General features: G+C 45.9%; 10 protein-coding genes. 2 read left to right on the forward strand and 8 right to left on the reverse strand.

Going from position 1 to position 12,867, the window contains the following annotated elements:
• Positions 1-22: 22 nt before the first annotated feature.
• From WDY75_RS17785 to WDY75_RS17800, 4 genes are all read right to left on the reverse strand, one after another.
• Entirely contained in the window at positions 23-388 is a 366-nt protein-coding gene (locus WDY75_RS17785; protein WP_006210006.1) for a YxeA family protein, read from the reverse strand.
• A gap of 25 nt (positions 389-413) precedes the next feature.
• Positions 414-2,345, reverse strand: coding sequence for an ABC transporter permease (locus WDY75_RS17790; RefSeq protein WP_063479392.1), 1,932 nt, complete (start codon positions 2,343-2,345; stop codon positions 414-416).
• Positions 2,332-3,099, reverse strand: coding sequence for an ABC transporter ATP-binding protein (locus WDY75_RS17795; RefSeq protein ID WP_006210004.1), 768 nt, complete (start codon positions 3,097-3,099; stop codon positions 2,332-2,334). Before WDY75_RS17795 ends, WDY75_RS17790 begins: the two co-directional genes overlap by 14 nt.
• Before the next feature lie 231 nt (positions 3,100-3,330).
• On the reverse strand, positions 3,331-3,564 hold the full coding sequence (locus WDY75_RS17800) for a hypothetical protein (RefSeq protein ID WP_063479391.1): 234 nt from the start codon (positions 3,562-3,564) through the stop codon (positions 3,331-3,333).
• A 212-nt stretch (positions 3,565-3,776) separates the two neighbouring features.
• Between WDY75_RS17800 and glsA the strand changes: the two genes are divergently transcribed.
• Positions 3,777-4,718, forward strand: coding sequence for a glutaminase A (gene glsA / locus WDY75_RS17805; RefSeq protein ID WP_036642734.1), 942 nt, complete (start codon positions 3,777-3,779; stop codon positions 4,716-4,718).
• A 75-nt stretch (positions 4,719-4,793) separates the two neighbouring features.
• Positions 4,794-5,402 carry a zinc dependent phospholipase C family protein gene (locus WDY75_RS17810; protein ID WP_063479390.1) on the forward strand — a complete coding sequence of 203 codons (609 nt, stop codon included), beginning with the start codon at positions 4,794-4,796 and terminating at the stop codon, positions 5,400-5,402.
• Positions 5,403-5,520: 118 nt separating this feature from the next.
• Here WDY75_RS17810 and WDY75_RS17815 read toward each other — a convergent pair whose 3' ends face one another.
• The 4 genes from WDY75_RS17815 to WDY75_RS17830 all read right to left on the reverse strand — a co-directional run bounded on the left by WDY75_RS17815 (position 5,521) and on the right by WDY75_RS17830 (position 12,507).
• Complete coding sequence (locus WDY75_RS17815) at positions 5,521-6,198, reverse strand: serine/threonine protein kinase (RefSeq protein ID WP_036642739.1); 678 nt, start codon at positions 6,196-6,198, stop codon at positions 5,521-5,523.
• A gap of 123 nt (positions 6,199-6,321) precedes the next feature.
• Positions 6,322-6,552, reverse strand: a complete 231-nt coding sequence (locus WDY75_RS17820) for a helix-turn-helix domain-containing protein (RefSeq protein WP_063479389.1) — start codon at positions 6,550-6,552, stop codon at positions 6,322-6,324.
• 419 nt (positions 6,553-6,971) lie between these two features.
• Positions 6,972-10,688: a non-ribosomal peptide synthetase gene (locus tag WDY75_RS17825; RefSeq protein ID WP_082834340.1), complete on the reverse strand. Its 3,717-nt coding sequence runs from the start codon at positions 10,686-10,688 to the stop codon at positions 6,972-6,974.
• 46 nt (positions 10,689-10,734) lie between these two features.
• Entirely contained in the window at positions 10,735-12,507 is a 1,773-nt protein-coding gene (locus tag WDY75_RS17830; protein ID WP_063479388.1) for a methyl-accepting chemotaxis protein, read from the reverse strand.
• Between the last annotated feature and the right edge of the window lie 360 nt (positions 12,508-12,867).

The following is a 12,867-nucleotide window of genomic DNA, read 5'->3' on the forward strand; positions in this document are numbered from 1 at the left end:
GAGTTTTGAATTCTTTACGGTCTTATTTCTCTAACATTTCAAGCTTTGCCCTGGCTTGTTCCGGCAGCTCGTTAGCCTGTACTTCCTGATAGGAGCCAACACCCGATTTTTTAACATACACTCGCAGATAAGCTTCCTTGCGGAGCTCTTTTTGCGCCGTAAAGGTTAGCGTTTTGGCTGCTCCCTCTTTATCGAATCCTTCCAGGGTATATTCATAATAAATATACTTCTTACCATCATCTGACTTATCTTCCACTCGGGTGCCCTCTTGGATTTGCACATAATATTGGTCCGTACCCAGACGGTTGATGTTCACATTTTGAATAAAAATGATAAATCCAATGAGAAGTGCTGCTAAAATGCCTCCGAAAATCATCACTTTTTTCATGGTTATTCTCCTCTGCAATTTAAGTTTATTTATTTTTGGTTACGATTTTATAGTAGGCATTCACAGTGATAACGTAGTAGACCAGATAAATACACGTATACACGCCCATGCAAATCACAACCGGAATCACAATATTCATATGGAGCAGCTTGGACAATGCGGACAGCGCGACAGCACAGTGGGTTATGCCGGCTATCAGCGGCAGAGCAAAAATAAACATCACCTGCTGGGCAATCGTTTTTCTGACCTCTCGTTTATGCACTCCGATTTTGTTCAGAATCTGATACCTCGCCTTATCCGAATTCGCTTCCGTTAACTGCTTGAAGTAAATGATGCTGCCCGTCGCCGTCAAGAAGACGAGTCCAAGGAATCCTCCCATAAAAATCAACAGTCCCGTAGACTCCATGCCTCTGGCATAATCGCGATAATAGCTGGACAGTGATGCGCTATCCGGCAATATCGCCTCGATACCCGCCGTCAACTGCTTCGCTTTATCCTGATTCGTGATCCCGTAAGCTTCTAACTGAATGGATTGGGTCTGCCGTTCCAATTGGGAGAACAGCTCATCACTTACAACAATGCTGGAATAGACGGTCGCCGGATTCAGCACACTGTATTTCTTCAATTCCGTAAAGGTTATATTCTCCCGGAGCTTGTTCTGCTCAAGTTGAACTTCCGCTCCCACATACTTGGGTGAGATGCCTTCATAATAAACAGGGTCCAGTGCAGCAGCCTCATTCCCCTTTAATTCGATGGTGTCTTCACTGCCCTGCAATTTCGCGAGCTCATTAAAATCACGGTTAGAAATCACGGTATATGTCTGCATATCACCAGCAAACAGATCACCAAGACCGCTGACATCCGCATCCACTTCAATGACCGGAACGGTAGTGTGATACAACAGCTTATGGTCCGGGGACGAAGATATCATCTCGTCAACCCGCTTCGTTGTACTGTTGTCCCCACTGATAAACATCATGCTGTTTGGGTTCGCTTGCAGCGCGTTGCTTGCATTGCTGTAATAGAAGCTGTAGGCCGTTCCTACAGCAGTCAGTGTTGTAGCACTGAGCACCGCTATAATCGTAAGCGTACGTGCATTGCCTTTAATCCGGTATAGAAGCTGGGATATGCCGATGATATTCATCCCGTTCCAGTACCGCTTCTTATTTCTTCTGGATAGTCTCAACAGCGTAACGGTCAAGGTACTGAACAAGAAATACGTTCCAATAATGACCGTGACCAGAATCACGAGCGGGGTGAGCATGTATCCGAGTTTAGCCCATACGCTGGATTGCAGCAGGTTCTGCAGGGCAAGCCAGTATCCGGTACCGATTAACACCAGAGACAGCAATGCCGTGATCCATGACGCTTTCGGTTCTTGCTCCCCCTGCTGATCCGCATGAAACAATTCAATTAACTTGAAGCGGTAAATCAAGCGGTAACCTTGCAGTGAAGTAATGAGGGTTATGATCATGAACACAATGGCTGTGTTGAGGATCGCGGCAGGCGAGATCGAGAAATTCGAAACCGCATCGAAACCCATTATCTTCATCAAGAGTGATACGAAGAACCTAGCGAGCACGGAACCAAGTGCAATTCCTATTAATAACGCCAGAGCACCCATCAGAAAATTTTCATAAAATAACATGCGCCCGATCTGTTTCTTGCGCACACCGAGCAAAGAATACAGCCCTACTTCCTTCTTGCGCTTGCGCGTAAAGAATGAGTTCGAATACCAGATAAAGATGGCCACGAAAATAATAAGCACCACTGCGGCTGCGCTAAAGGCTGAGCTGATTTTCGTGGAGGCCTCCGATGCGGATTGAATCGTATGGTCGTATTTTAATGAAACAAATGTGAAGTAGATGACTATACTAAAGATCATAGATGCGAAGTACAGAAAATAATGGGTGAAGTTCTTGCGGATGTTTTTTCTCGCGATGCTAAACAGTGTCATCATGCTCACCCCCGAGTTCAGCCAGTACCTCCAGAATCTGTTCAAAAAACACTTTGCGCAGTGGATTCTCTTTATGAAGTTCCTGATACAATTGACCGTCCTTAATGAAAATGACGCGTTTGCAGTAGCTTGCCGCATAAGCATCATGAGTGACCATCATGATCGTGGAATGATGAAGCTCATTAAGCTTGCTTAAGCTTTGCAGCAAGCTCGTTGCCGATTTGGAATCAAGCGCCCCTGTCGGTTCGTCTGCCAATATTAAGCTAGGATTTGCAACGATGGCGCGCGAAGCTGCGGTTCGCTGCTTCTGACCGCCTGATATATGGTACGGGTACTTATTTAATATCTCGCGAATGCCGAACGTATCGGCGATTTCGTTCACCCTCCGTTCAATCTCGGCTGCGGGTACCTTGGACAAGGCCAAGGGCAGCAATATATTTTCTTTGACCGTGAGTGTATCCAGCAAGTTATAATCCTGAAAGATAAATCCGAGTTTATTCCGGCGAAAATCCGATAGCTGCTCTTCGTTCATCGTCACGATATTCTGACCGGCAATCGTGATCTCGCCCGCTGACGGCGTATCAATGGTTGAAAAAATATTCAGCAGCGTCGATTTGCCTGCCCCGGAAGGACCCATAATGCCAACAAACTCGCCTTCTTGAATCTCAAGATTAATATCCTGCAATGCTGTATATTGATTTCCTTTTAATCCGAATGTTTTTCCTACATGTTTGGCTTGTAAAATAGTTGTCATCTAACGTTCTCCTTCAAGTCGTGGATTGTTAAGCACAGATGTAATTATAGATGGCGAACCTTACACTATATTTATACGAACCTTACATAAAGCTTAACAAAGTGAGGGCAAACACTTTCAACGATATAAGGCTTCAGACCAAACGAAAAAACCCGCACAGGGTATGGTTCTATGCGGGTTGCAGCGTTATATGAATTCTGTATGCCTAACATCAGCGTTACTCTTCTACGATCAATGATAAGCTATCCATGAATAATACATACTTGCCGAATCCTTGGCATGATCATAAAACACCCTGAACATGCACAGTGCCTGCTGACTCTGATTCAGACTTGTAATCGCCTGCGCTTTGACAGCCGCATCTTTACCGCGAATCCCTGCAAGCGTCCTCTCCACACAAGCCCATCCCAATCTCTCGTCACTCAGCGTATCAAAATCCGTTTGTTTCATCGTCACTAATGTCATTAAACACCTCTTCTTTCTAAGTCTCATTTTATCATAATGTTCCACATTGAAAATCGAATAATAAAACAGTTGATGAATGATGAATCGATCGGATAGAATAATCTCGACTAATCCTGAACAGCTGTGAATCGGGTGATGATTGCACGAGCTCCGAAAAATGAGCGTTAGAAACAAGTTGGTTTGATTCTGAATTCCAGGAAGGAGCTTACTTTATGGCATCGCCCGAAATGAAATCCATCCGGCAGCAGCTGCCCCGCTGGCTGGAGACAAGCTTGCCCTGTGCTACGAGAGGCAACGTCGCCTCCTATATCCCGGAGCTGTCTAAAGCTCCCCATAACGCCTTAGGCATTACCCTGTTGAGTGCAACTGGAGAATCCGCCTCCGCTGGAGATTGCGGGCTGCGCTTTACGATGCAGAGCATCTCCAAAGTGTTTACGCTGATATTGGCTCTGATGGACAATGGCGAAGATGAAGTGTTCAGCAAGGTCGGCATGGAGCCGACAGGAGATAACTTCAATTCCATGCTGAAGCTGGAGTTAGTGAGACCAGGCATTCCATTCAATCCGATGATTAACGCGGGTGCGATTACGGTTTCTTCCTTGATCCGCGGAAGCAGTCCGGAGGAGAAATCCGAGAGGATCCTTCATTTTTTTAAGGACCTTGCGGGAAACGACCGCCTGGACTATGACATGGGGGTATACCGTTCGGAATCGGATACCGGCAATCTGAACCGTTCCATCTCATTTTTCTTGAAGGAGAACGGGGTTCTCAGTGGGGATGTTGAAGAGGTGCTGGATGTGTACTTTCGTCACTGCTCGATTGTTGTCGATTGCGCCGATTTGGCCAGAATGGCGTTGGTGCTGGCTTCCAATGGTACGGATCCGCTGACGGGCAAGCAACTAATCCCTCGAAGATACGTCCAAATCGCCAAGACGTTCATGACAACGTGCGGAATGTACAACGCATCCGGGGAGTTTGCCATCCAGGTCGGATTGCCGGCCAAGAGCGGTGTCTCGGGCGGTATATTAACCCTGGTTCCAGAACGTTATGGCATTGGCGTTGTAGGCCCGGCACTTAACGATAAGGGCAACAGCTACGCCGGTGTCCACCTGCTGCAGACGATCTCCCGAGAGCTCGATTGGAGTATGTTCTAACTTGTATCTTCAACGCTCGGATGTCCTAGCTAAGAGAGCCGCACAGTAAAAAGATTGTGAAAGGGTGAGAGTGCTATGGGTTCGAGAATCATGCACTTGATCATTGCTAATCGAATGGCAGATATCCTTTCGATAGGAGAGAGAACAGCATTCTTACTTGGAAGCGTTGCTCCGGACGCCGTCTCACCCAAAGACTTGTCGCATTTCTTTCGAGGTGAGGTACTGGATCATTCAAGACACATTGATTATAAAGGGTTTCTGCATAAATATCGCTCGCAAGCAGACAGCCCCTATATACTCGGATATTTTACACATTTAATTGCGGATGATATCTGGCTGAAGGGCTTTAATCTCCCCTGGTTGAGAAACCGAATGGAAGCCAATACGGAATTATATCGTTTATACCATCATGATTTTCATGTGCTGAATGGAAAATTATTAGAATATTACGGTTTTACTGATATATTGGGCAGCATACTCCGGTATCCTTCTGCCATACTTGATTTGGAAGAAGTCAAGTCGAGTGATGTGGAAGAATTCATTCCCTATGTATTAGGCGATATGGAGTACGATATAGAAGTTTTAAACGAAAGCCTTCAGGTCTTTACGCTTGATCAGATCATTGGTTATATCGAGACATCCGTTGATTTAGGGTTACTGAATATCAAACCTATACTTTCTTAAAATATATGCAAAATATATGATCTTCATCTAAATGGCTTTAGTAGAAAATGAATGGGAGCCGTTAAATACACGACTCCCCATTCGTTTGTTTCCATATGAACAATAAGAATTAGCATGGTTATTTTCTGAAAAACAATCTGCCAATTCGATCCGCAAATTCCTGCATATTTACGCTGGATGGATCCAGACGGTAATATCCGTTTTTTACAGCCTCCAGTACCCAAAGCGGCAGCTTCTTGCCCTCCAGCAGCGGGTAGACATTGTCGTACGCCCATACGAGATGCTCCCACCTCTTGTCGTTCCCGTCCTGAATATACTCTGACACGTCGAGCACTTTGCCTCTCCCCTCCTGCAGCAATACATTCTTTAAGTGAATATCGCGTGGGTTAAGACCTTTGTCCCGGACAAAAGCTCGAGCTGCTTCGACGTCATCAATTGCCTGCTTAGGGATAGATACACCATAGAGCAAACAGTCATACAGGGTTAACCCCGATTCATGGCTAATCACGACATAGCGCTCACCTGCTCCATAAAACACCGGAAAATAGGGGCTGCCCGTAAGCTTATGATAAACTTCAATCTCCGCTTCCTTCTTGGGAAGCGCCTGACTTGCATACAATTTGTATGCGTAAGAAGGCAAGGGTTCGTAGACAAATACAGCGGCATCTGTACCTATTCCGATACAGCGCAGATCGTCCGATTCTCCTTCAATCGTCACAGGATCATTGTCTCCGCTTTTAATAACCTCCATTCGAGATAATGCGGTTTCAGCCTGCTTCCATTGTTCGTTACTCATGAGCCACCTCATCGTTACTGGATAAAATCAGTATGATCGTACCATACTCGCATCATAAAAGACATCTTCGGATCAAGTGGTTCTCCTTAATTTTCTTGACAGCCTGCACCCTGTTTTTAACCTCTAACTTTTGAAAATATTATGAATGTATCGTTTCACGGTTCCGATTGAGATCATGAGCATTTGGGCAATTTCCTCATTGGAGCTTCCTTCCATTATGAGGACTAGCAATTCCAGTTCCCGCTTGGTGAAATGAATCTCGGAAATACCCGCTCCCATGGACTGACTTGAAATCATCGCATTCCGGATCACGTTTAAACGTATCCAGCAAATGATTGGCGTAACCAAACTCATACGATTTATGATCTCCCTGAAACTGTTTTGTCCACTACTGAAGCAATTGGAGCATGGGGCGGCCTTCATCTATAAAGATACGGACATAATCCTCGGTTGCCCGATCAATATGGCCCTCCCGATAGCACTCAAGGAAGAATCCGGAAGTTCTTGTAATGCGTAGGCCTGTCCCAAGAGAAGTAAAATTTCTAACTGGCTGCCGATCCGTGCCGTTCTGGTAGCTTCGCAGTATGCTGGATCAACTTGGTAATGAGATTAGGCTGTGACGAAGAGTTCATCGAATCATTCCTTTATTTCGTGGCATCGTTTACATAGCTCCATTATCACGGAAAATGTCGAAACGTTCAATCTGTTTGTATATTATCAAGAAAGGAACCGCGAAGAGGATTCGCGGTTCCTTTCTTGGATGTATCTACATACTAGGGCTTAACAAAATATCCGATATCAGAAGCATAATTTACCATTTTTCTGAAGAACTGCTGATCTGGCACAGCGCATTTCACTCCGGATTGTAACAGGAACTCCGTCGTTTGAGGACAAGTATACCGATAAACAGAATTCTTCGCCCCATCACCTTCAAACTGTGCCATTGCCAGTTCCAGGCCTTCCTTGTCTTTCGGCTGCTGTGGATCCAATAGCCATGTCTCATATTCCTTCCAATGCATCAGGGAAATATCATAGCCAATGGCCTTAAAGTGCTCCACCATCTCCTCATAAGAGATAGCGACCGGATTGCAGATATGGAATACTCGTCCGACGGTTTCCTGCTGCAGAACCAACGCGGTAATGGCTTCTCCTGCATAATTAATCGGCGTAATATCCACTTGCCACTGCACGTCAGGTGCTTTCTTTAAGAGCAGCATACCTTTGAGCATTCGGTAAAAAGCATTGTTGTCGATATTCTTTTGGAACATACCGCTCTCGGAGTTACAGGACAAGTTACCGACTCTATAAACGGCTGCCGCAATCCCTCTCTCCATACCCGCTTTAATGACCAACTTCTCTGCTTCGAGTTTGCTGTTCGTGTAGACATTCTCGATATACGACTCTTCATATCCTGATCCTCCAACGATAGCATCCCACTGGCCACCAAGTGCCAAATCCTCAGGGATACCGAGAGTAGATATAAAATGGAAGCGGATGTGAGGTCTGCTCTGAGCTAATGTCAATAGACGATCCGTACTCTCTACATTGACTCTGGCAAAATAGTCGGAGTCGCCAAAATGCTTCACTTCTGCTCCGCAGTGGATAATGGAATCGATGTGCTGCTGTGCCCATACCCAATCTTCTATGCGCAGGCCAAGATGTTCTTGTTCCAAATCTCCCTGAATAGCCACAACCCGTTTATCCATCAATGACTTAACGCCTTCTCCGAAATAGCCGGTCATGATCTGCTCAAGGCGGGCGTAAGGTTCCATATGCTGCGAAGGACGAACCAGGCAATACACGGTTGCAGTGGATTGACGCAATAACTCATGCAGTAGATGTGAGCCCAAATATCCTGTCGCGCCGGTCAGCAGTATGTGCTGCTGGGTGTACTCGCAGCCTATGGAAGCATTACGAATAGGGAAAGCGAGCGGATACTCAGCCAAGTCCTGAATGGGCTGACCTGAAATGTCCATAAGTTCAGCTGGGGTCTCTGCGCTGCCCAATTCCTCAATTCTCTCCGATAATTTAGCAATCGTCGGATAGACAAAGAAGTCATTGATTTTTAAATGGGGATAATGCGGTTTGAGTTGCACCAGAATCTCCAGTATTTTCAATGAATATCCGCCAATATCGAAGAAATCGTCGTGGATGCTGATTTTGGTTTGTCCGAGCGCTTTTTCCCAGGCAGCACTCACGTTCAGCTGTATTTCATTAACCGGTGCTTCATACTGGGAATCATCCGCTTCCAGATCCATCGACAACTCGTATAACGCAAGTTTCTTACGGTCGATTTTACCTGTCGGGGATAACGGCATCTCATCCAGAAAACACATATACTTAGGAACCATATAACTTGGCACCTTCTGACCTAAGAACTGCGCCAGCTCTTTAGCGGAAGCTGCCTGTCCATCATTCGATGTATAGAAAGCCGCCAATATCTTAGTTCCGTCTTCATCCGTTCTCGGGATAACCGCGATGTCCTTCACCGATTCGTGTTTAGCCAGGTTATCCTCGATTTCACCGATCTCAATACGGAAACCTCTGATCTTCACCTGGGAATCTTTTCTTCCCCGGTATTCCACTTGTCCATTCGGCAGCAGGCGGACCAAATCGCCAGAACGGTAAAACTGCTTTCCGGATTCCGGCATTATCGGATCCTGAATGAAGGCTTCCTTTGTCTTCTCGGGCTGATTTAAATACCCTTTGGCTACACCTACCGAGCTGATAAGCAGTTCGCCGGTTACACAGGTTGGACATAATGCGTTGTGTTCATTCACGATATACAATTCATAGTTCGCAAACGGCGTCCCGATATACACCGTGGCCAAATCATCAGGGACCGGATAATCCACGATATGTCCTGTTGCCACTACCGTAATTTCAGTAGGACCGTATAGATTCACAATAGGAATCTGGAGTTTCTTCTGGAACATCCGAACAGTTTCCCCGGCCAAAGCCTCGCCGCCGACCACGATGCTCTTAATGTTACGATACTTCTGAATCTCCTCCAGAGGCAAATAGGCCGCCAATTGATTGAAAAATACGGTAGGCAGTATCGCTACACGCGTGGCACTGGTATTTTCCACTGCCTCTGTGAAGGCATCGATGGAGAAACGCTGCTCATCGGACAGCAGGTGCAGTCTGGAACCACAAGCCAGCGACCCAAAAATATCATATACCGACGCGTCAAAGCTGAATGTAGAATACTGCAGAATAACGTCCCGTTCATCCATCTGTAATTTCTCTTGATTGGCCAGCGCCAGGTTCACAACGCCCTGGTGGGCGATTAGTGCGCCCTTCGGTTTGCCTGTAGAACCCGATGTATAGATGATGTACGCCAAATCTTCAGCTTCAACCTGGACGCCGCAGGAATCGGTTGGATACTGAAGGAACTGGTCATCCAAACAGAAGAATTCCGGCTTCGAATTAAATCCAGCCAATAATCCATCCAGCTTGGCTGTAAAGTTCTGATGCGTCAGAATGATAGCCGACTTGGTATCTTCGATAATATAAGCATTTCTTTCATCAGGATGCGAAGGATCAAGCGGGATGTAGGCGCCGCCGGCTTTGAGAACGCCAAGCATGCTGACGATCGTATCCAGCCCTCTTTTCATAAAGATGGACACAAACTGGCCTTTACGCAGACCCTTGCTTATGAGCATATGGGCGAGTTGATTGGAGACATGGTCAAGCCGTTCATACGTCATTTGATCCTGATCGGAAGACAATGCGATCCTCTTCGGAAATCTCTCCACAATGGAAGCCAGCATGGCTACAATGGTCGGGTTATCCGGAAGATCCCTCTTCGTATCATTGAGAATGGTATAGGCGTTCCAATCCTCTTCAGTCAGCATAGGCAATTGACTTATCGGCATATCCATGTCATCAATAACAGCGCTGGCAAGCTGCTCGAAATGCCTGCTGAATTTTAGGATCGTCTCTTCTTGATACAATGCCCGAGCATAGGAAACATGCAGTATCCACTGATTCATGGTCTCCTCATGAACCATCCAGTTCAGCCAGCTGTGGCCCTGAGTATGAGCATGGCCATAAACCGTTTGTAGGCTGATCGGCTGACCGTGCAGCCCTTCTATTTCCTGAAGCGATAGATCGGAAAGCTCAATCTGCTCCATTTTGGCTGAGATCTGTTTATAAACTTGTGTAAATGTATCACTCCCGCTTAGGTTGATCCTGAGCGGAAGCAGATTCCCCTTCCGATTGTTTACGCCGATCAGTAAATCGGTATCGTGGGTCATTCGATATAGAAAAACCGCATAGCTTGTCAGCATCCATGTGTTGATGTTGTAAGAATCACGAAGCAGCCTCATCTTATCGGTCTCGATATGAAGATGAATCGCCATGCGATTGAGCTCATGCTGCTGAAGATGCGCTGGACCATCAGTGTACAGATAGAATCCCGGTAAAGGTAGCTGCAGTTCGTTCAACCAATATTCTTTGCCTTGTTCGATCATCAATGTTGTATTCAAAAGGTTTCAGCTCCATCTTTTTCTCTACATTTTCTGTTACATCACACTATACACGCAATTTGTTAACAAGGACCTCCAGCTCAGTGGATACCTGATTGATCTGCTCGGCAGACTCGAAGATTTTAGTAAAGGACGCCTGCTGTTCTTGAGCACTGATCCGGATCTCGCCGGACACAGACGAGTTTCGCTCTGCGAGCTCAGCCAACTGTTTAATGGCAGCGGTTATCTGTTCGGTCTCGGCAACCATCTCCTGGGTAGCGGCAGACACCTCTTGGATCTGGCTGGTCACCGTATCGGTTGCAAGCAGCATTCCTTTAAACAGCTCGCCGGTTTCTTTAACAACTTCAATTCCCTTGGCGACGTTATGCTCGCCTTCGCTGATGGCTTCTACCGCAAATGCCGTTTCCTCCTGAATGTAACGGACCAACTCGATGATCTGGTCTGCCGATTTTCTGGATTCTTCTGACAGCTTCTTCACTTCGTTCGCTACAACCGCAAAGCCGCGCCCCTCTTCACCCGCTCTTGCCGCCTCAATACCTGCATTGAGTGATAGCAAATTCGTCTGCGAAGATATTTCGGTGATAACCTGAACGATCTGACCAATCTCATGTGAGCGGTTTTGCAGCTTCTCAATGATTTGGACTGAATTTTTGACCGAATGATCGATCGAATTCATCTGCTCGATAACCTGCTCTACATTTTGATTGCCTCGCTCCGACTGTTCCTTCATCTGCAAGGAGATTTCGGAGAGATCCGACGTATTGCCGGCAATGGTCGACACCCCGGACGAAATTTCTTCGAGCGAAACCACGCTCTCGGTAATGGACGTGCTCTGCAGCGCTACTCGTTCAGACATCTCCTCCATATTCTTGGTGATGACGGAAGAGTTGTTATTATTGACCTCCACAGCAGAGAAGAGGAACTTGGATTGCTCGGCGGATTGCTCAGATACGGATTTGATCGTTGTCACGAGTTCGTTGATATGACTGACCGTGGTGTTGAACTTGGCATTCACTTGCCCCAATTCATCGTCTCCGGCTTGCAGTTTGACGGTGAAATCGCCTTTGCTCAGCTTGTCCAACGCCCCCATCAGCGCTTGAATCGGAGCGAAGGTGCGTCTGATCGTGAAATACTGCAAAGCTAACACAACAAGCAAGGTAATAAGCAAAGCCATGACCGTTCTCGTTATTAATTCCTGTTTACCGGATGAGATCAGGCTTGCATCCACGTCGATACCCATGTAAGCGAAAACCTCGCCGTCGGCGCTCAGGAAAGGATGGAGCACGGTGATCCAGGTACCGTAATTGTCTGTGTACGCTTTGGTATGAACGAGCTTTTTCGTCTCCAGCATTTCTCTGACGGCATCAGCATGAATTTTAGGCTGTTCGTATAAATCACCAAGGTTCAGATTCTCTTCGGCAAACATGTCGAGAACCGCTGTCGGCATAGCCACTATCGAAGTTTTGTTGCCATCCTCTAACTCCGGTCCAAAAATATAGCCCTGCGCAACGTTCGGGTAAAGTACAGATAATTCGTCGAAAATGCTAATTAATTTCTTCTGGATATCGGCATTACGGTCCGTTGCCCCTTTTACCGCCACTGCATCCTCAACTGAAACCTTATTGACCAAGGTGCCCATGATTTTACCCGAATCTGACTGGAGCTGCTTAGTCAGCACGTTGTCCTGAATATAAAAGCTGGAACCAATAACGATTGCACCCGTGATAATAATATAGAGACTCGTCCATAACATATTTCTTGTAACGATACTAAGATTCTTAAATCTCAATCCTTTTGAGAACGTTTTAGGCTTGCTCACTCGGTGTCTCTCCTTTGATATCTCTTATGTATTTCATTTTGGCTAGGGCTTTCTCTATCAGGCTTTTTCACCACCTACTTTCCTAGACATCGTGAATAATTTCGGTGCTTTTCATGAATTGATTACATTTTTCATAAAAGGTCATATGTAAAGATCACTTCCCTCCAATGTTCTTCTGGCTTTGCACATTTCACTCATTATTTGTGTTAAGTGAAAAATCCGTTCAATAGACAGAACTACCGTATAAACTCATAAATCTTACATCTTTTGTACTATAATAATCGGCTTATATGCGTAAAATCTTAATACTTTAGTAATATAAACTTACAAAAAAAGTGTTATTTTCGACAACGGTTCGAA

The organism is Paenibacillus glucanolyticus (assembly GCF_037333485.1).
Lineage (GTDB): Bacteria > Bacillota > Bacilli > Paenibacillales > Paenibacillaceae > Paenibacillus_AQ > Paenibacillus_AQ glucanolyticus.

Coding starts and splice junctions, on each gene's coding strand:
- WDY75_RS17785 (WP_006210006.1), bottom strand. CDS start 388: ATGAAAAAAGTGATGATTTTCGGAGGCATTTTAGCAGCACTTCTCATT.
- WDY75_RS17790 (WP_063479392.1), bottom strand. CDS start 2,345: ATGACACTGTTTAGCATCGCGAGAAAAAACATCCGCAAGAACTTCACC.
- WDY75_RS17810 (WP_063479390.1), top strand. CDS start 4,794: ATGGGTTCGAGAATCATGCACTTGATCATTGCTAATCGAATGGCAGAT.
- glsA (WP_036642734.1), top strand. CDS start 3,777: ATGGCATCGCCCGAAATGAAATCCATCCGGCAGCAGCTGCCCCGCTGG.
- WDY75_RS17795 (WP_006210004.1), bottom strand. CDS start 3,099: ATGACAACTATTTTACAAGCCAAACATGTAGGAAAAACATTCGGATTA.
- WDY75_RS17820 (WP_063479389.1), bottom strand. CDS start 6,552: ATGAGTTTGGTTACGCCAATCATTTGCTGGATACGTTTAAACGTGATC.
- WDY75_RS17800 (WP_063479391.1), bottom strand. CDS start 3,564: ATGACATTAGTGACGATGAAACAAACGGATTTTGATACGCTGAGTGAC.
- WDY75_RS17815 (WP_036642739.1), bottom strand. CDS start 6,198: ATGAGTAACGAACAATGGAAGCAGGCTGAAACCGCATTATCTCGAATG.